At 59.3% G+C, this 17,618-nt stretch carries 18 protein-coding genes; 7 read left to right on the top strand and 11 right to left on the bottom strand.

Going from position 1 to position 17,618, the window contains the following annotated elements; all coding sequences use genetic code 11:
* Window position 1 precedes the first annotated feature (1 nt).
* From brxL to PSELUDRAFT_RS02870, 4 genes are all read left to right on the top strand, one after another.
* Window positions 2-2,080 carry a BREX system Lon protease-like protein BrxL gene (brxL, locus tag PSELUDRAFT_RS02885; protein WP_088965420.1) on the top strand — a complete coding sequence of 693 codons (2,079 nt, stop codon included), beginning with the start codon at window positions 2-4 and terminating at the stop codon, window positions 2,078-2,080.
* A gap of 134 nt (window positions 2,081-2,214) precedes the next feature.
* A complete protein-coding gene (locus PSELUDRAFT_RS02880; RefSeq protein ID WP_088965419.1) occupies window positions 2,215-3,171 on the top strand; it encodes a DUF932 domain-containing protein in 957 nt (318 codons plus the stop codon).
* Window positions 3,172-3,267: 96 nt separating this feature from the next.
* A complete protein-coding gene (locus PSELUDRAFT_RS02875; protein ID WP_088965418.1) occupies window positions 3,268-4,251 on the top strand; it encodes a YqaJ viral recombinase family protein in 984 nt (327 codons plus the stop codon).
* Window positions 4,248-5,141 (top strand): hypothetical protein, encoded by an 894-nt coding sequence (locus tag PSELUDRAFT_RS02870; RefSeq protein ID WP_088965417.1) that lies wholly within the window; start codon window positions 4,248-4,250, stop codon window positions 5,139-5,141. Before PSELUDRAFT_RS02875 ends, PSELUDRAFT_RS02870 begins: the two co-directional genes overlap by 4 nt.
* Before the next feature lie 166 nt (window positions 5,142-5,307).
* Here PSELUDRAFT_RS02870 and PSELUDRAFT_RS02865 read toward each other — a convergent pair whose 3' ends face one another.
* Window positions 5,308-5,652 carry a helix-turn-helix domain-containing protein gene (locus tag PSELUDRAFT_RS02865; protein WP_088968369.1) on the bottom strand — a complete coding sequence of 115 codons (345 nt, stop codon included), beginning with the start codon at window positions 5,650-5,652 and terminating at the stop codon, window positions 5,308-5,310.
* Between the two features lie 158 nt (window positions 5,653-5,810).
* Here PSELUDRAFT_RS02865 and PSELUDRAFT_RS02860 point away from each other — a divergent pair, with 158 nt between their 5' ends.
* The 3 genes from PSELUDRAFT_RS02860 (at window position 5,811) to PSELUDRAFT_RS02850 (ending at window position 7,970) form a co-directional block, all read left to right on the top strand.
* Window positions 5,811-6,455 carry a hypothetical protein gene (locus PSELUDRAFT_RS02860; protein WP_157725004.1) on the top strand — a complete coding sequence of 215 codons (645 nt, stop codon included), beginning with the start codon at window positions 5,811-5,813 and terminating at the stop codon, window positions 6,453-6,455.
* Between the two features lie 116 nt (window positions 6,456-6,571).
* The gene (locus PSELUDRAFT_RS02855; protein WP_157725003.1) at window positions 6,572-7,483 is read left to right on the top strand and encodes a GTPase family protein; all 912 of its coding nucleotides are present in this window, start codon (window positions 6,572-6,574) and stop codon (window positions 7,481-7,483) included.
* Between the two features lie 178 nt (window positions 7,484-7,661).
* Window positions 7,662-7,970: an H-NS family nucleoid-associated regulatory protein gene (locus PSELUDRAFT_RS02850; RefSeq protein ID WP_088965414.1), complete on the top strand. Its 309-nt coding sequence runs from the start codon at window positions 7,662-7,664 to the stop codon at window positions 7,968-7,970.
* A 103-nt stretch (window positions 7,971-8,073) separates the two neighbouring features.
* On the opposite strand, the gene PSELUDRAFT_RS19205 is transcribed toward PSELUDRAFT_RS02850, so the two are convergent.
* The 10 genes from PSELUDRAFT_RS19205 to chvE all read right to left on the bottom strand — a co-directional run bounded on the left by PSELUDRAFT_RS19205 (window position 8,074) and on the right by chvE (window position 17,497).
* Window positions 8,074-8,283, bottom strand: coding sequence for a hypothetical protein (locus PSELUDRAFT_RS19205; protein ID WP_157725002.1), 210 nt, complete (start codon window positions 8,281-8,283; stop codon window positions 8,074-8,076).
* Window positions 8,284-8,380: 97 nt separating this feature from the next.
* A complete protein-coding gene (locus PSELUDRAFT_RS02845) occupies window positions 8,381-9,382 on the bottom strand; it encodes an ImmA/IrrE family metallo-endopeptidase (protein ID WP_157725001.1) in 1,002 nt (333 codons plus the stop codon).
* Window positions 9,373-9,687, bottom strand: a complete 315-nt coding sequence (locus PSELUDRAFT_RS19200; RefSeq protein WP_157725000.1) for a hypothetical protein — start codon at window positions 9,685-9,687, stop codon at window positions 9,373-9,375. The genes PSELUDRAFT_RS02845 and PSELUDRAFT_RS19200 overlap by 10 nt, the downstream gene beginning before the upstream one ends.
* Entirely contained in the window at window positions 9,680-9,913 is a 234-nt protein-coding gene (locus PSELUDRAFT_RS20065; RefSeq protein WP_088968368.1) for a colicin E3/pyocin S6 family cytotoxin, read from the bottom strand. The genes PSELUDRAFT_RS19200 and PSELUDRAFT_RS20065 overlap by 8 nt, the downstream gene beginning before the upstream one ends.
* 216 nt (window positions 9,914-10,129) lie before the next feature.
* Window positions 10,130-11,470, bottom strand: a complete 1,341-nt coding sequence (locus PSELUDRAFT_RS02835) for an integrase family protein (RefSeq protein WP_088965412.1) — start codon at window positions 11,468-11,470, stop codon at window positions 10,130-10,132.
* Between the two features lie 365 nt (window positions 11,471-11,835).
* Window positions 11,836-12,522 carry a 2-dehydro-3-deoxy-6-phosphogalactonate aldolase gene (locus PSELUDRAFT_RS02830; protein ID WP_179947567.1) on the bottom strand — a complete coding sequence of 229 codons (687 nt, stop codon included), beginning with the start codon at window positions 12,520-12,522 and terminating at the stop codon, window positions 11,836-11,838.
* 2 nt (window positions 12,523-12,524) lie between these two features.
* Complete coding sequence (locus PSELUDRAFT_RS02825; protein WP_157724999.1) at window positions 12,525-13,508, bottom strand: 2-dehydro-3-deoxygalactonokinase; 984 nt, start codon at window positions 13,506-13,508, stop codon at window positions 12,525-12,527.
* 60 nt (window positions 13,509-13,568) lie between these two features.
* Complete coding sequence (gene mmsB, locus PSELUDRAFT_RS02820; RefSeq protein WP_088965410.1) at window positions 13,569-14,765, bottom strand: multiple monosaccharide ABC transporter permease; 1,197 nt, start codon at window positions 14,763-14,765, stop codon at window positions 13,569-13,571.
* Entirely contained in the window at window positions 14,762-16,294 is a 1,533-nt protein-coding gene (gene mmsA, locus PSELUDRAFT_RS02815; protein ID WP_088965409.1) for a multiple monosaccharide ABC transporter ATP-binding protein, read from the bottom strand. Before mmsA ends, mmsB begins: the two co-directional genes overlap by 4 nt.
* 147 nt (window positions 16,295-16,441) lie before the next feature.
* The gene (gene chvE / locus PSELUDRAFT_RS02810; RefSeq protein WP_088965408.1) at window positions 16,442-17,497 is read right to left on the bottom strand and encodes a multiple monosaccharide ABC transporter substrate-binding protein; all 1,056 of its coding nucleotides are present in this window, start codon (window positions 17,495-17,497) and stop codon (window positions 16,442-16,444) included.
* Window positions 17,498-17,618: the final 121 nt, after the last annotated feature.

The following is a 17,618-nucleotide window of genomic DNA, read 5'->3' as shown; positions in this document are numbered from 1 at the left end:
TATGAATGAACTCGACCAAAAGCTGACAGCCACCTTTGATGGCAAGGTGCTGCGCAAGGATTTACTCCATCGGATTAAGAAGGGAACCAACGTCCCGACTTTCGTGCTGGAGTTTTTGCTTGCGCGCTTTTGTGCGAGTGATGATCAGGCCGAGATGGATTCAGGAATGGAGGCGGTGCTCGCCAGCCTGCAAGACAACTATGTAAAGCCTGACGAGGCCAATGCCGCGCAGTCAAAGGTGGCAACCAAAGGCAAGCACCGCTTTATTGACAAGGTCCATGTTAGGTATGTCGAGAAGGAAAAACGCCACTGGGCATCGTTGGAGAACTTCAATTCACAGCGCATCGCTATTGGCGAGAAGTTCTACCGAGACAATGACCGCCTATTGGAGGGCGGAATCTGGGCTGAAGTGACGTTGGCACATAACGCGATCGAAGAAGACGACTACGCGTTTTACATTGAAGACCTGCGCCCCATCCAGATCAGCCGCTTTGATTTTGACCGCTACTGCGAAGGTCGCACTCAATTCACTCGCGACGAGTGGGTCGCGGCCATTCTGCGCACCGTTGGCTTGGAGCCAACAAAGCTGTCGAAGCGGGTACAGATGCACTTTATTGCGCGCCTGGCCGCCCTCGTAGAACCCAATTACAACTACATTGAGCTTGGGCCACGAGGCACCGGGAAGTCGTATTTCTTCAGTGAATTTTCGCCCTACGCCACGTTGATTTCAGGTGGGCAAGCGACCAAATCGGCGCTGTTCTACAACAACGCACGGCGTAAGGTTGGCCTGGTTGGATTTTGGGATACCGTGGCTTTCGATGAGATAGGTGGCATCAAAGTTAAAGATCCGGACACCATTCAGATCATGAAGGATTTCATGGCAAATGGTCGCTTCTCACGTGGCGCAGAGGTTATCGCTGATGCCAGTCTGAGCTTTGTTGGCAACTTCGATCTATCCATCAGCCAAGTAGTCAACTCGGTTGAGCATGATCTTTTCCAGCCATTGCCCGCTGAATTTGACCTAGCGATCATGGATCGATTCGCAGCCTACATACCTGGCTGGGAAATGCCAAAAAACAGCAGTGAATTTCTAACCAGTAGCTACGGGTTCATCACTGACTACCTGGCGGAAGCATTCCACTACCAGTTCAAGCACACCAATCGGTACGAAGAAGTCAGCAAACGCATCCGACTTGGCAAGAGCGTTGAGGGCCGTGATGAAAAAGGTATTAAGAAGACCGTCTGTGCCTTCCTAAAGATTCTTCACCCCACAGGTTCTCCGACCGATGAAGAGTTCGAAGAATATGTTGCCTACGCAGTCGAGTGCCGTCGACGTGTGAAGGAGCAGATGAATAAACGCAAACCCGATGATGAGTTTGCGCGCATTGATCTGTCATTCCTAAATGCGCAGGGGCAAGAGGTTGTTGTCTATTGCCCTGAGTCCAAGGATGCTCCCGCCACACAGCAACCGTTGAGGCGACAGCTCAACGACAAGCTTGCACCTGAACGTGACGTTGCGGCAGAGGGCATTCAAGAGCCACGAGTACCTGAGGCTCCAAGCAGGATCGAAGCAACGACCCCTATCGTCACCCCTGTTGTTGTGCAAGATGAGTTGGTAGAGCGGCACTTCACAATCATGTACGGTGATGTCGGTTACAGTTACGAGTCGATCATTGGTCCCTACCTGCGAGGAGCAAAGACGGTTGTCATAGAAGACCCGTACATTCGCCTTCAGCACCAGATCCAGAATTTCGTTCGCTTTTGTGAGTGTGTCTTAAAGGCCGGAACGGTGAAGAAAATTAACCTCATAACCGGATACGATGACAACACGCAGTTGGCCGATATTGCAGAAAAGCTGGAAGAATTAAAGCAAAGTCTGCTCGAGATGGACGTGGAGCTTGAGGTAAAACTCAACCCGAACATGCACGATCGGGAAATCCGCCTGGACAATGGTTGGGTCATCAAAATCGGACGAGGTCTGGATTTTTACCAAAAGCCAGGTGGCTGGTTTGAGGTGGGGGCGAATGATCTCAGCCTACGTAAGTGCCTAGAGACCAAAGTTGATATTTTTCATACGTAGGCAATAGGGCAATAGAAACCTAGAAATATTCAGTCACATATCACACCCATGAACTATGTCGAAGTCTGTGATGACGCTCGGCAATCTCGATCTGCCCCGACACTGTCCGGGGCATTTTTCATGGAGAAGGTGATATGTCACATCTGGTAGAAACCATGGCCTATGTGGGAGGCACACCCTGGCATGGGTTGGGCAATCAACTGACCGAACAACAACCGCTGGACGTGTGGCAGCACGAGGCAGGGATGGACTGGACCATCGAGCAGGGCGATGTGCTGTTCAATGTGTCCAGGGATGGCATGCACATCCGGCTGCACCGTGATGCCAAGGTGCTGTATCGCTCCGATACGCTGGCGCCGTTGTCGGTGGTGTCACCACGGTACAAGGTGGTGCAGCCGCACGAGGTGCTGCATTTCTATAACGACCTGGTACATGCCGGTGGCTTCGAGCTGGAAACCGCCGGGGTGTTGAAGGGTGGACGCAAGCTGTGGGCACTGGCGCGTACCGGGCAGGAAACGCTGCTCAAGGGGGGCGACCGGGTCAAAGCCTATCTGTTACTGGCCACCAGCTGCGACGGCACGCTGTGTACCACTGCCCAGTTCACCTCCATCCGCGTGGTGTGCAACAACACCCTGCAGATGGCGGTCGGCGAAAGCCGGGGAGCGGTGAAGGTGCCGCACTCAACGGTGTTCGACCCGCAGGCGGTGAAAGAGTCACTGGGTCTTGGGCTGTCGGCATGGGATCGCTTCATTGGCAACATCAAGGCCCTCAGTCGCCGGCCAGTATCACCGGAAGAAGTGCGCCGTTACTTTGCCGAGGTATTGGAGGAACCTCTGCAGGAGGAGGGCGAGGACATGGTCACCTCCCGTGCCATGCAGCAGCTGTCGGTACTGTATGCCGGCGGTGGTATGGGTTCGCTGCTGTCCAGTAGCCGAAACACCGCCTGGGGCTTGGTGAATGCCGTCACCGAGTATGTGGATCATCGCCGTCGCGCCCGTAGCCAGGACTACCGGCTGGATTCCGCCTGGTTCGGCCAGGGGGCGCAGCTGAAAGACAAGGCGCTGCAGCAGGCCATGCTCTTGCTGGCGTGAAGCGCTGTCAGCTTCCGCTATCTGATTTTACTTTCCCACTATGCAAGGCCCGGTCGGGGTAACCCGCCGGGCCTTATGCCGTTCTGGAGGTGTGAGATGCGAGAACGTTACGGCCAGGCCCTGCGCCTGGCATCCACTTTAGAGCTGTCCCGTCAGCAATGGCTGGCAATTCGCGGGCTGGGCATTGGTTCGTCTGATGCCGCCTCTGCCGTAGGGCTGTCACCGTACAAGAGCGCGCTGACATTGTGGCTGGAGAAGACTGGTCGCCGCGAACCGGAAGACCTGTCCGGCAAGCAGGCGGTGCTGTGGGGCACGGTGCTGGAACCGGTGTTGGCCAATGTCTATGCCGAACAGACCGGCCGGCGAGTGCGCCGGGTCAACGCAGTACTTCAGCATGCCGAACACCGGCATATGCTGGCCAACCTCGATCGCGAGGTGCGTTGTCCGGAACGGGGGCAGGGCATCCTGGAGATCAAGACCGCGAGCTACCACAGTGCGGCGCAGTGGGAAGACGGTATTCCCATCGCCTACCAGTGCCAGGTGTTACATCAACTTGCGGTCACCGGCCTGGCCTGGGCTGACGTAGCGGTACTGATCGGCGGGCAGGACTTCCGCATCTACCGAGTGGAACGCGACGACGACAAGATCGCCGACCTGATCGCCCGCGAACGGGACTTCTGGGCACTGGTACGTTTCGACCAACCGCCACCACCGGATGGTTCCGAAGATGCCGGCCAGGCACTGAACTGGCTGTTCCCGCGTGAGAACGGCACCACCCTCGACCTGTCCGATTCCACCGAAGCCAATGGCCTGTTCCACACCTTGTTGGCGCTACGGCAACAACGCGAAGCGCTGGAGCAGCAGGAAGCCTGCACCCGGCAACAGCTGCAGACGGTCCTCGGGGATGCCACCGGCGCGGTATTCGCCGACGGCCGTATCAGTTGGAAGAAACCCAAGGACCGCGAGCAGCCGGATCTGGAACGGCTGACGGCCGACTATCCCGGCTTGCTGCAGCAATATCGCAAACCCGTCAGCAGCAGTCGCCGCTTCGTCATTCACACTGAAAGGAATTCCGCATGATCAAGGGACTCGCCATCACCCCGCCCGTGATCGGGCGTATCAGCATTGGCAAGCTGATCCAGAAGGACAACAAATGGCTGCCAGAGAAGGATGACAGCTTTACCCTCACCACCCAGGTACAGAACCGCGAAGGCTGGTTGCTGCACCCACTGCACCAGCCGCTGGCGGAGCAAGCCAGCAATGGCAAGATCCGGACGATTCCGGTACGGCTGCTGTTCAACAGTAGTGAGCTCAATCTGCGCGCCGAATATAGCGCCTTCGACCGTCAGACGGGACGACCGCTGTGTGTCGGCAATGGCGAAACCGCCCGCAGGGCCACTAAGGAAAGCCTGGAAGACGTCAGCTGCCCCGGTCCCGACCGTTGCCCGTTTGGCCAGAGCAGCGGTTGCAAACTGTATGGCCGGCTCAACGTGCAGGTGGACGGGCAGCAGGATGCGCTGGGGACGTTCATCTTCCGCACCACCGGCTACAACTCGGTGCGCACGCTGGCCGCACGGCTCAAATACTTCGAGGCCGTCAGCGGCGGCCTGACCCACTACCTGCCGCTGTTGCTGCGACTGCGGGCCAAGACCACCACCCAGTCCTACCGCACGCCGGTGTACTTCGTTGATCTGACGCTGCGCGACGGTGACGACCTGAGCAAGGTGGTGGCCCAGGCCAGGGCCGAAGCCGAACAGGCACTGGAGGCCGGCATCGATACCGCGCAACTGGAAGCCGCCGCTAAAGCACTGCTCGGCAATGGTCAGTTCGAGGATACGGTGGAGGAGGTGCCGCAGTTGCTGGAAGAGTTCTATCCGGAAACGGAGGGGGAGGGTGAAAGCACGAAACCGTCTACACCCACCCGAACCACCCGGCTGACGCGGCAGCTGGGCAAGGCTGGTCAGGCATAGGGAGAAGGGTGACTGGCCAAATGGACAGGTAACACTATCGCTTCGGAAATTTTATCTACAGTGAAAGTGAAAGCCATGCTTTCCCTCCTGTGTATTCCTCGTGTGATTGTGATCATTTGGCCCTCACTGTCTCCCTGCAGTGAGGGCGTTTCTTTGGTGCCTCCGATTAGGGCTTGGCCAGCCGTGCGGCCAGCTTTGCCACCAGCTCCAGTACCAACCCCCGGTCTTGTTCGGCCAGTGGCGACAGCAAGCGATTCAGGTATTGCGCCTGATCGCTGCTGCGCGGGCTGGTTTCCGCTAACAGTTCCGTCACCTCGCAATTGAAGATGTCGGCTAACGCCACCAGTCGTGCCACCGTCGGCATTACCGTGCCGCGCTCCATGCGGGAGACCGCCTCATTGCCGATCTTCAGTCTCTCGGCAACCTGCTCCTGGGTTAGCTGATTGGCCTGCCGGTGACGGGCAATGGCCTTGCCGATCACCTTGGCCAGAGTTTGTTCATCGAGCTGCATCTTGTCATCCACCTTTCAACTCAAATGGTGGAGTGGCAACTAATTGACATGAAGTGCTTATGGGGTTGATATTCAACCTTTAGAGTTGTTTTGCATTTGTTTAGTGCCTGCCGTGTCGCTACGGCAGGTGCCGTCCACCTTCCATCAGGAGTCAAGGTATGACCAAGTCCCGTTTTCCCGCCCGCTGCTTAGTGCTGTGTGGCAGTGCTTTGCTGTTGTCAGCCTGTTCCAGTGGCCCTTCGGCCAGTGATGCCCAGCAGGCGCTCAAGGTAGCGCTGGGAGAGTGTCCGCAGGTCGACGTCAGCAATGTCGAGAAAATCAACGGCATCGCCAACGGGGACAGCTATTACACGCTGCAAGTGAAGTACTCGCTCAACATCACACCGTTGGAATCCAGTGCCCAGCGCCTCCAGCAACTCAATGCCTTCATTGAAAAGCAGAAACAACAGCTGCCGCTGATGGAGGCACGTATCGCCGAGATCGATGCCAAGGTGGCTTCCGGAGAGTTGCAACGCCAACCGGAGGAAGATGAAACCAGCGGTCCTTATGCCAAAGCGATGACGGCCTATTCGGAAGCCAAGAACTTCGTACGCAACTTCAACGGCGTACTGTCCCACCAGACTGCGGAAACGCGCGCGCTGCTGGCTGACGATCTACGGGCCGCCTGTCCGGGGCTGCCGCGAAATGTTGCCAAGGATTATAGCAATGCAGATCTGGAGAGCTTTGGCGACACCATCCAGATTGACTACACCCACGATGGTCTGCAACTGGTGAAGTCGGATAACGGCTGGATTGCCAACTAAGCCCCTCCGACTGAGCCACACCGCCGTCTTGCCGTCACTCGCTCACCACTTGTGTTACCCGCCACCTGATACGCCAGGTGGCTTTTTTACGTCGTATGCGACGAGAAAGCATATTCATGGAACCCGATCATTCCCGCTCCACACGCACCGATCAGGTGCAAGCTCGCCGCTTGCCGGAAGAGCTACTCAGCTTGTTACGGCACAGTGGTGTCCGTCTCACCTTGGCCGAGCTGGAGCAGCTCAAGGCGCGCATTCACAGTGTCGTCAACTATCACGCAACCATCGGTGTCATGGGCAAAACAGGCGCCGGCAAGAGCAGCCTGTGCAACGCCCTGTTCGGGAAGGAGGTCGCCGCTACCAGCGCGGTAGAGGCCTGTACCCGGTCACCGCAGGAAATCGACTGGTCCATCCAGCAGGGTAAAGGGCTGTCGCTGATCGATATGCCCGGTGTTGGCGAAAGTGAGCAGCGCGACATGGAATATGCCCAGCTCTACCGGCAATTGTTACCCGAGCTCGACCTGGTACTGTGGGTGATCAAGGGGGACGACCGGGCGCTCAGCATCGATGAGCACTTCTACCAGCAGGTGGTGCTACCACTGATCTGGGATAGCACGCTGCCAGTGCTCTTCGTGGTCAGCCAGGTAGACAAGGTGGAACCATGCCGGGAATGGGATTGGCGAAACAACCGGCCTGGTCCGTACCAGAGCGTCAACATCCAGGCCAAGGTAGAACAGGTACAACGCCTGTTCAAGTTACCGGCCAGCCAGGTATGTGCTATTGCCGCAGAGGAAGGTTATGGCCTGGTCGATCTGGTGGAAAAAGTCGTGACCATTCTGCCGAACGAAAAAAAATGGAGTTTCACCCGTGAAGCCAAAGCGGAAACGGTTTCCAGCCAGGCCAGGCAGGCGGCATCGCAAGGCTTGTGGGAAACCATCACCTCGGCCGTGAAAACCATCGTCAAAGATAGCTGGGAGTATGTGTCCAGCAGATTGAGCAGCCTTGCCACGACCCTGTTCGGGTGGTGGTAAGGCATGCAGGACACCCGGCTGGGTGTTCTTTTTTTTGGTGAAACCGCAGGGTACCTGGAGTGATGGGAACGAATCACGTCGTATTCTCCTCAATATACTGGCAACTATGACATTGCTGACTAAGCTGAGAAGATGTTTAGCGCTGATGTGAATAATATCAATCAATGAAGGGGGTTATATGGATCTGCAATCACTGTCTCTGCAGGAGCTGTACGCACTGCGTGATCAATTGGACGCTGAAACCGCACGTAGACAGTCTGCTGAAAAAGCCGAAGTATTGCAAAAAGTACAGGCATTGATGTCGCAGTATGGCCTGAGTGCTGATGATCTGCAGAAGAAGGCCGGCGCTGCCCGTAAGCCGGTGGCCGCCAAATACCAGAACCCGGTAGATCCATCGCAGACCTGGACTGGTCGTGGCCGCAAACCGCTATGGGTGCAATCCTACCTAGAAAACGGTGGTGTACTGGAACAGCTGGCGGTGGCCTAAAAAATTTCAGAACAACATAAAAGCCCTGCAAAAATGCAGGGCTTTTTGTTTAAGAAGTAAGCTGCCTGATCTCATTATTCACTTTGATTTGGAAAAACCAACGTTAAGCTTTCAGTAGATCGCTGACCAATCGAACGGCCTGCAGAGTTTCAGCTGGGAAGTAGCTGTTGTCCCTCATGGTTGAATACATCTCTTGTAGCTTTTGTTCAAATATAGGGATGAATTCAGGATTTCTTTCCCCCAAGGCTTGAGCGAAACAAGTAGCAAGAACAGCTATAGTTTGTGTCGTCTGATCCGGCAGTGGTGGTGACATGAATGAATAACTCCGGCAATGATGCCTAACGTTGTAGGTAGCCCCCTGCTACAGAGGCCGGTTACTTTCAGAATATAAGGTCAGAAATGGCCAAGTCTCACTGGAGTGAGTGGCCTGTCGCACCGGAGTCTGCAGTAAGCTCTTCGGCTCGTTTTATCACAAAGTCCATAAAGTCTGGGTGATCCACAAACGCAGTCAAATCACTCCGGTCACTAAAACGCTGCAGACAGGCGGCTATCACTGCATCCTTAGTATGCATGCTTCTTCGCTTCATTGCGCCATTGGCAGCGGATAGAATGCCATTCACTGACATTTTGAATGTCTTGCGATCATCGTCAGGTATGCCGATATCTGCGACGATGGTATCCAAAATGTCTCGCCACGGGCGAGGGCTTATAGCAGTGGCTTCTACCCTGTCTGGAAGTTGCCACCAATGCAACCGTCTGGCTCCTTGGGATGTTACATAGTGATGCGTCGCATAGCGGTAGGCATTAGCGTCAAACGTATCTCCCCAAGGTGGCGTGCTAGCTAGCGTACCCAGGGTACGTCCAGAAAACTCAACCTTACCGCCTTTCTCGGCAATGAAGACAATGTGTGGTGGGAGAAGCGCGCTCATTCTGATATATGCAGCGTGCGCGGACACTTGGCATTCATGACAAATGTGTGCGTGACAAACGCTAAGGTCAGATGTGGATGCAAGCAAGCGGTCTAGCCACGCTGATGGCATGAGGAGTTCTGCAGCAAACTGGTTGGCCTCTTCCTCAAAGGTCCAGTATTCGTCTTTCTCTTCAATACGGTCAGGGTTAAGGTGGTCAACAATCGTTCCCCTGTGCCATGGAATGATCACGTGACCGAGCTCATGAGCTTCAGTGAAGCGTCTCCTGAGGGGGGGGTTCTCTGAGTTAATGATGACGCGTGTTGGTTTGCCTGGGACCTTGAGATCAAGACAGACCCCGTCAATGCCCGAGATCGGGATAGAGGCATCTATCACTTCTGCATAACGTTCGAGTAGTGAACGGACATCAATGGGTGGGCTGAGAGAGTCGCGCTCGATGAGTCGCTGCGCAAATTTGCTGGGGGCGGTTGAAACTACTGCCACAGACCTTCTTCCTTCAGCCAGTGTGCGAGGGCAAGTGCTTTCTTCGAGGACTCGGCACGTGCAGCCATCGGCAGAGCATTGAATTGTTCGATGAGCTCCACTGCGTTTTGACCTGTACGATGTGCATCCAGGATGAAAGGCAGGGTGGAGGGTTCCATCATCCATAAATTATATTCGGACCGTGTCATGCCGAGAAATACATGCAGCGGGGCGGTGGATTCTCCATCGTGCCAAGCGTCTACATAGTCATCAATCTCTTCAGGCAAGCGGTCGCCTTGCAGACAGAGCTCAATAAAATTAGACATCAATCTTCCTTCCACGAACGGCTTCTTTGATCAGTTCGCCTGTTACGGGATCAGCGGCACCCAAGTGGCGCCCACGTTTATTGTAGACCTCGACCTCTCCGTGGAGCGAGTCCCACGTATAGAGGCGGTCGCCATCAGTAGATCGCCAGCGGCGTTCGCCATTAAAGGCGCCAAGGTGTGTGCATCCGTCAAGGATAGACGGATGCGGAATGGGAATAGGCGGCACAGTGAGGGTTCCGTTGTAAGGCTTGGCAATCGCGTTGATTAACAACAAAGGCACCTGCCGACCATGCCTTGGGAGGTGCGGTGGCGAATGGCCGATGCGGAGGCGCGGCTACGTGCTTTGGGGCCGCTTCAGCAGGAACCGAATGACCTGAGCTGACAAGTGTCTGTCATGTTAACACATGGACATATGGGGCCTGGTAGACCGAGAACCGAGTCATTATTTCGTCGGCTGCTCGGGCGTTATATGAGCCTGCTCTAGCATCCATGCCTCAATCTGGTCATGCCACATGCGCAGCAAGTCGATCGGCCGACGGCGGTAGTGCTTCTCTGCTATCGCGCTTGGCTTGTGGCCCATGATCTGTGCCACCACCCCTGCCGGGCATTCAATCCATTCTGCCAAGGTGCCAAATGAGCGGCGCAATCCATGTAGTGTCAGGTGGGGGATACCTGCTGTTGCGATGGCTTGATTGTGTGCCAGCCGAGGTTCAGCGATCTTGCCATCTGCCGAGGTCTTGCTGGCGAATACCCAGGGAGAGGGTTCCCAGGATTTGCCCTGTGCTCGCAGTTTTTCCTGTATTCGACGAGAGGGCGGTGTTTCGTTGAGTTCCTTCAAGCGGAGGAGCTGGCTTGCGAGATAGGGGGGGAGGGGAATCGTACGACCAAATTCTTCTACCTTGTCGGCAATCGATAGGCTGCGCCATTTGAAGTCCACATCTTCCCAGCGCAATCCCGCCATTTCTTCACGTCGCGCACCGGTGATCAGTAGAGCCTGAAGGTAAACCGACAGTGTCAGATTGGGTAGACTGCGCACCGCAGCAAACCAAGCCGGGAGCTGTTCCCGCTGCAGGCAGTCTTCCTTCGTTTGGGCTTGAGGGATCAGCTCACGTAAGGCTCGGCTGTCGCAAATGTCTGCCGAGGCCATGCCGGCAAATTCCTGCTGTGTTTCGCACCAGTTAATGAAGGCGCGCAGGGCAGAGAAGGCTAGTCGGGCGCGGGCTGGCCGATTCTGGATTTCAGTGTCCAACCAGGTGCTGACCTTACCTACCGTCAGTTCCGGCAGCTTCCAGGTCATCAGTGGTGCAAGGGGACCGGCAGTGATGGCACGTTTCCCCTTTTGTGCTTCCCGGCCTCCGGGTTCGGCAAGTTGCAGGTGATCAAGGTAATGTCGTTCAGACCACTTGCTTCTTCGCGTGATCAGATAGGTTTCCCACACTTCACCCACGGTGATGTCCTGGCGGCGTAGTTCGAGCCGGCGCATCTCCTCTGCCGCAGCCTGTTCAACCCGATGCTGACGCGGGTCGGTGCCATCATCAATCATGCGTTGCAAGCGGCGAGCTTCTTCCTGGGCTTGGTCAATACCCCAACTGCGGGTATCCCCGATGGTTACACGCACGCTTCGGCCATGGATCTTCCCCTGGAAGATGTACGACTTGGCACCGTTGGCCGTGGCTCGTAATCCCAGTCCTGGAGAACGGGCATCCCACATGAACACTTGCTGCTTGTCATCGGGACACTTGAACTCATTGATGCGTGAAGCGGTGAAGTTGACCTTGGCCATGAGGGGTTCGCAATCTGCAGGTTACATAGTTCATGTAACCGCTATGTAACCAGCTTTATGCCGGTTTGGTCAATCCTGAGCGGTGTCTTTCTACCAGTGAAAAAACTTGATATCCTTATTTTTCAATGGTTTCAGGGTGTGTCTTCCCGTTGGTCAACGCAAAGGGATTTTGCACTTGTTCGGACTCATAACCCGAAGGTCGTAGGTTCGAATCCTGCCCCCGCAACCAAGTTTCAAGCAAAAAGCCAATCTTCGGATTGGCTTTTTGCATTGTTGGCCCGGTGATGCACCGGGCGGTAACGTATATAAAACCCCGCTACCGGCACGATGCTGGTGGCGGGGTTTTTTCATGGCCGGTAACCGGGCTACTGGCTGGCGTGGGCCGGTTGTTGGCCGCGCAGGCTGGCAGCAAAACGCTGCGCCTGCTGGCCGACCGCCGCGGCGCTCATGCCGGGCTTGAACAGCGCGCTGCCGATGCCGAAGCCGCTGGCGCCGGCGGCGCTGAAGGCGGCCATATTGTCCGGGGTGATGCCGCCCACCGGCAGCAGCCGGGTGGCGGGCGGCAGCACCGCGCGCAGCGCCTTGATGATGGCCGGGGTGACAGCTTCGCCGGGGAACAGCTTCAGGCCGTCGGCGCCGGCCTGCAGCGCGGTAAAGCATTCGCTGGCGGTCTGCACGCCGGGCAAAGCGTACAGCCCCAGCGCTTTGCTGGTGGTGACCACCTCCCGTTCCAGATTGGGCGACACGATCAGCCGCCCGCCGGCGGCTGCCACCTCGCGCACCTGCTGCGCGCTGAGCACGGTGCCGGCGCCCACCAGCATGCGTTCGCCAAAGTGGCGGGCCAACAGGGCGATGCTTTCCAGCGGCGCCGGCGAGTTCAGCGGCACCTCCAGCATGCGCCAGCCGGCGTCGTACAAGGCGCCGGCAATGGCCAGCACTTCGTCCGGGCGCACTCCGCGCAGGATGGCGACCAGCGGTAGCTGCGCCATGGCGCTGTCCAGATCCGGGCCCGGGTTTCCGTGCAGGGGGGGCGAGAAGGTTTGCTGCTGCATATTCAGGACTCCAGGCTAAGGTTGGCCGCAAGCGGCCGGCACAGGCCGGCCTGGCTGGCGATGCGCCACAGGCCGGCGCTGGCGGCGCGCTCGCCGTCCAGGCTGACGGCGACGATGCCCAGGTGGCGCAGGGCGGTGGCGTAGCGGCGGGTCAGCGCCGGGCTGCCGATCAGCCCGCAGCGCGCCACGCTGCCGCCGGCGGCCAGCGCACCGTGGATTTCGTAGCCGATCAGCAGGCCGGATAGCCAGTCGTTCAGCGCGGCGGGCGCCAGTTGCTGCTGCACGCCGCGGGCGCGCACGCCGAACAGCTGGTGCAGCCAGTCGCCCCGTTCGCGGGCGGCATCCACCCCGGCGAGGAAGCTGTCGGCATCGAAGTCGCCATCCGCCAGCAGCGGCGCCAGCAGGCTGTGTTCGCGCAGCAGCGCGTACAGCTCGCCGGTCATGCAGGTGGACAGCGATTGCAACTGCCCGCCCTGCAGGCGCAGCCATTTGTTGTGGGTGCCGGGGGTGAGGATGAGTTCTGGCGCCACCAGCTCCGGGTAGGCGGTGGCCAGGCCGGCCAGCTGGGTTTCCTCGCCGCGCATCACGTCGCGGAAGCCGTCGCCGGCACCATGGTGGCTGACGCCGGGCACGATGCACACCGTGCGGTGCCAGGTGTTCAGCCGGGCATCCAGCCGGGTAAGGTGGCTACCCAACGCCGCCAGCGGCAGCGGGGTGGGCAGATAGGGCACAGCCTGCCAGCCCTGCTGGCTGCCGGCCATGCCGCAGGCCAGCACCGGCACGGCAGGGTGGGCTTGCAGCCATGCGGCCAACCAGGCTTGCACCGCCGCCACGCCGGCAGCGCCGGGGTGACGGCTGACGCCCAGCGGTGCCTGCATGCTGTCCAGCAGCCGGCCATCCTGGCCGAACAGGAAGGCACGCACCTGGGTGGAGCCCCAGTCCAGGCCGATCAGCGCCGGGGTGGTTACGGGTAGGGGGTGGGACATGATGGCGGTCTCGCGCAGTGGCGGGGTTGGCCGCACCGTTCGGCGCGGCCGCCCGGCGCCTTATTTGTTCTTGTAGTAAACGTCCACCCATACCGCGGCCAGCAGCACCAGGCCCTTGATCACCTGCTGGTAATCGATGCCGATGCCGAGGATGGACATGCCGTTGTTCATCACCCCCATGATGAAGGCGCCGATCACCGCGCCCATCACCTTGCCGACGCCGCCGGAGGCGGAGGCCCCGCCGATGAAGCAGGCGGCGATCACGTCCAGCTCGAAGCCCAGGCCGGCTTTCGGCGTGGCGGTGTTCAGCCGTGCGGCGAACACCAGCCCGGCCAGCGCCGCCAGCACGCCCATGTTGATGAAGGTGTAGAAGGTCAGCCGCTGGGTGTTGATGCCGGACAGCCGGGTGGCCTTCTCGTTGCCGCCCAGCGCGTAGATGCGGCGGCCAACGGTGGTGCGCATGGTCACGAACTGGTACAGCGCCACCAGCAGGCACATGATGATCAGCACATTGGGCAGGCCCTTGTAGGCGGCCAGCTTGTAGCTGAAGAACACGATGATGGCGGCGATCAGCAGCTGTTTGGCCCAGAAGAAATGGCCTGGCTCTTCCTCCATGCCGTGGCGCAGGTGGGCGGCGCGCTGTTTCACCGCCAGCAGCAGCAGCGCCACCGAGGCGGCACAGCCCAGCAGCAGCGAGCTCAGGCGCAGGCTGTCATCGTCGAAGGCTTCCGGGATGAAGCCGGAGCTGAGCTTCTGGAAGATCAGCGGGAAGGGGCCGATGGACTGGCCGTCCAGCAGCGTCAGCGCCAGGCCCTTGAACACCAGCATGCCGGCCAGGGTGACGATGAAGGACGGGATGCGGTGATAGGCCACGAAATAGCCCTGCACCGCGCCGATGACGGCGCCGGCCAGCAGGCAGACGCCGGTGGCCACGAACACCGGCACCTCGTGCTGCACCATCAGCACCGCCGCCAGCGCGCCGATGAAGCCCGCCACCGAGCCCACCGACAGGTCGATGTGGCCGGCCACGATCACCAGCAGCATGGCCAGCGCCATGATCACGATGTAGCTGTTCTGCAGCACCAGGTTGGTGAGGTTGAGCGGCATCAGCAGCGTGCCGTCGGTCTTGAGTTGGAAGAACAGCATGATCACGAACAGCGACAGGAACATCGCGTATTCGCGGAAGTTGCGGCGCAGGAAGCCGCTGTATTTCTTGCCCGCCGCCGCTGGCGGCAGGGTCACGGTGTGGTCGTTCATTTCTCGCTCCCGGCGCGTACGATCGCGCTCATGATCTTTTCCTGTGAAGCTTCGGCGGCGGGGAACTCCGCCACCATGCTGCCTTCGTTCATCACGTAGATGCGGTCGCACATGCCCAGCAGTTCCGGCATTTCCGACGAGATCATCAGCACGCACTTACCCTCGGCGGCCAGCTGGCTGATGATGGTGTAGATCTCGTACTTGGCGCCCACGTCCACGCCGCGGGTGGGTTCGTCCAGGATCAGCACCTCGGGCTGCGAGAACAGCCACTTGCTCAGCACCACCTTCTGCTGGTTGCCGCCGGACAGGTTCACCACCTGCTGCGTCACGCCGGAACAGCGGATGCGCAGCTTCTCGCGGAAGTCGCGCGCCACGGTCACCTCGCGCGCCTGGTCTATCACCCCGCCGCGCGCCACCCGCGACAGATTGGGCAGGCTGATGTTGCGGGCGATATCGTCGTGCAGCACCAGCCCCAGGCCCTTGCGGTCCTCGGTGACGTAGGCGATGCCGTGGCGTATCGCCTTGCGGATGGTGCTGACATCCACCGCCTGGCCGTGCAGGTAGACATCGCCCTGGATGCGCTTGCCGTAGCTGCGGCCGAAGATGCTCATCGCCAGCTCGGTGCGGCCGGCGCCCATCAGCCCGGCAATGCCCACGATCTCGCCGCGGCGCACGTGCAGGTTGATGTCCTTCAGCAGCTGCCGGTCCGGGTGCTGCGGGTGGCTGGCGCGCCAGTTGCGCACCTCGAACACCGTGCCGCCGATCTGCGGCTGGCGGCGCGGGTAGCGGTCCGACATCTCGCGGCCAACCATGCGCTGGATCACGCGGTTTTCCGGTATCGGCGCGTCGGCGCAGTCCATGGTTTCGATGGCCATGCCGTCGCGTATCACCGTGATGCGGTCGGCCACCTTGGCGATTTCGTTCAGCTTGTGCGAGATCAGGATCGAGGTGATGCCCTCGCGCTGCAGCTCCAGCAGCAGCTCCAGCAGCGCATCGCTGTCGGTTTCGTTCAGGCTGGCGGTGGGCTCGTCCAGGATCAGCAGCCGCACGTTCTTGGACAGCGCCTTGGCGATCTCCACCAGCTGCTGCTTGCCCACGCCCAGTTCGCTGATGCGGGTGGTGGGCGCCTCTTTCAGCCCCACCTTCTGCAAGAGCGCGGTGGTGCGCGCATACACCTGGTGCCAGTCGATGACGCCGTGGCGGCCAGGCTCGTTGCCCAGGAAGATGTTTTCCGCAATCGACAGCTGCGGCACCAGCGCCAGCTCCTGGTGGATGATGATGATGCCCAGCCGCTCCGAATCGCGGATGTCGCGAAACGCCTGCACCTGGCCGGCAAAGGCGATCTCGCCGCTGTAGCTGTGGTGCGGGTAGACGCCGCTGAGCACCTTCATCAGCGTGGACTTGCCGGCGCCGTTCTCGCCGACGATGGCGTGGATTTCGCCCGCCCTCACCGAGAGATTGACTTGGTTCAGCGCCACCACCCCGGGGAATTCCTTGGTGATGCTGCGCATTTCCAGAATTGTTTCCACTGCTTCGTCCCGTCGTGTAGCCCTGGCTGCCGGAGTGCGGCGGGCAGGGCGGTACCGTCGAATCCGCGCCGGCGTGCATGCGGCCAACCTTGGGCCCTCATGCCGCGCCGGCACCGGCGGGTGGCCCCGCCGGCGAGGCCGGATCAGTTAGAACATGCCCTTGGTGTAGTAGCCGGTATCCACCAGCACCTGTTTCCAGTTGCCGATATCCACGCTGAGCGGCTTGAGCAGATAGGACGGCACCACTTTCACGCCGTTGTTGTAGGTTTTGGTGTCGTTCACCGGTACCGGCTTGCCCGCCAGCATGGCGTCGATCATGTCGCTGGTGACCTTGGCCAGCTCGCGGGTGTCCTTGAACACGGTCTGCGACTGCTCGTGCGCCAGAATGGATTTCACCGACGGCAGCTCGGCGTCCTGGCCGGTCACCACCGGCATCGGCAGCTTGGGCGTGCCGTAGCCCACGCCCTTGAGCGAGGAGATGATGCCGATGCTCAGGCCGTCATACGGCGACAGCACCGCGTCCACCTTGGCGCTGCTGTAGTTGGCGCTGAGCAGGTTGTCCATGCGCGCCTGCGCCACCGCGCCGTCCCAGCGCAGGGTGGACACCTTGTCCATGCCCAGCTGCTTGCTGCGCACCACCAGCTTGCCCTTGTCGATATAGGGCTTCAGCACCGACATGGCGCCGTTGTAGAAGAAGAAGGCGTTGTTGTCGTCCGGCGAGCCGCCGAACAGCTCGATGTTGTACGGGCCCTTGCCTTCCTTCAGGTGCAGCGCCTTCTCGATGTAGCCACCCTGGATCACCCCCACCTGGAAGTTGTCGAAGGTGGCGTAGTAATCCACGTTCTTGGAGCCCTTGATCAGGCGGTCATAGGCAATCACCTTGATGCCCTTGCTGGCGGCCTTGGAGAGCGCATCGGACAGCGTGGTGCCGTCGATGGCGGCAATCACCAGCACCTTCGGCCCCTTGGTGATCATGTTCTCGATCTGCGCCAGCTGGTTGGGGATGTCATCCTCGGCGTACTGCAGGTCAGTCTTGTAGCCCTTGGACTGCAGGTACTTGACCATATTGCTGCCGTCGGCGATCCAGCGCGCGGACGACTTGGTCGGCATCGAAATGGCAACCATCCCCTTGTCGGCGGCGTGGGCGGCCAGCGGCAACAGGCCGGCCAGGCCAAGCAGAATCGCCAGTGTGTGTTGTTTCATGACCATCTCCTCTTTGTCTCTCTGTATATGACCGGTCACTGCCTGGCTCGGGCGGCCAGTGGTGGGTGACACGATGGGTTCTGCGGCATTATCCGGCAGCAGATCGGAATTAAAACAATTG

Origin of the sequence: Vogesella sp. LIG4 (assembly GCF_900090205.1) — a bacterium.
Lineage (GTDB): Bacteria > Pseudomonadota > Gammaproteobacteria > Burkholderiales > Chromobacteriaceae > Vogesella.
Note: the sequence above shows the minus strand (reverse complement) of the source record. Positions and strands in the feature narration are given on the sequence as shown.

Coding starts and splice junctions, on each gene's coding strand:
- brxL (WP_088965420.1), top strand. CDS start 2: ATGAATGAACTCGACCAAAAGCTGACAGCCACCTTTGATGGCAAGGTG.
- PSELUDRAFT_RS02880 (WP_088965419.1), top strand. CDS start 2,215: ATGTCACATCTGGTAGAAACCATGGCCTATGTGGGAGGCACACCCTGG.
- PSELUDRAFT_RS02875 (WP_088965418.1), top strand. CDS start 3,268: ATGCGAGAACGTTACGGCCAGGCCCTGCGCCTGGCATCCACTTTAGAG.
- PSELUDRAFT_RS02870 (WP_088965417.1), top strand. CDS start 4,248: ATGATCAAGGGACTCGCCATCACCCCGCCCGTGATCGGGCGTATCAGC.
- PSELUDRAFT_RS02865 (WP_088968369.1), bottom strand. CDS start 5,652: ATGCAGCTCGATGAACAAACTCTGGCCAAGGTGATCGGCAAGGCCATT.
- PSELUDRAFT_RS02860 (WP_157725004.1), top strand. CDS start 5,811: ATGACCAAGTCCCGTTTTCCCGCCCGCTGCTTAGTGCTGTGTGGCAGT.
- PSELUDRAFT_RS02855 (WP_157725003.1), top strand. CDS start 6,572: ATGGAACCCGATCATTCCCGCTCCACACGCACCGATCAGGTGCAAGCT.
- PSELUDRAFT_RS02850 (WP_088965414.1), top strand. CDS start 7,662: ATGGATCTGCAATCACTGTCTCTGCAGGAGCTGTACGCACTGCGTGAT.
- PSELUDRAFT_RS19205 (WP_157725002.1), bottom strand. CDS start 8,283: ATGTCACCACCACTGCCGGATCAGACGACACAAACTATAGCTGTTCTT.
- PSELUDRAFT_RS19200 (WP_157725000.1), bottom strand. CDS start 9,687: ATGTCTAATTTTATTGAGCTCTGTCTGCAAGGCGACCGCTTGCCTGAA.
- PSELUDRAFT_RS02835 (WP_088965412.1), bottom strand. CDS start 11,470: ATGGCCAAGGTCAACTTCACCGCTTCACGCATCAATGAGTTCAAGTGT.
- PSELUDRAFT_RS02830 (WP_179947567.1), bottom strand. CDS start 12,522: ATGCAGCAGCAAACCTTCTCGCCCCCCCTGCACGGAAACCCGGGCCCG.
- PSELUDRAFT_RS02825 (WP_157724999.1), bottom strand. CDS start 13,508: ATGTCCCACCCCCTACCCGTAACCACCCCGGCGCTGATCGGCCTGGAC.
- mmsB (WP_088965410.1), bottom strand. CDS start 14,765: ATGAACGACCACACCGTGACCCTGCCGCCAGCGGCGGCGGGCAAGAAA.
- chvE (WP_088965408.1), bottom strand. CDS start 17,497: ATGAAACAACACACACTGGCGATTCTGCTTGGCCTGGCCGGCCTGTTG.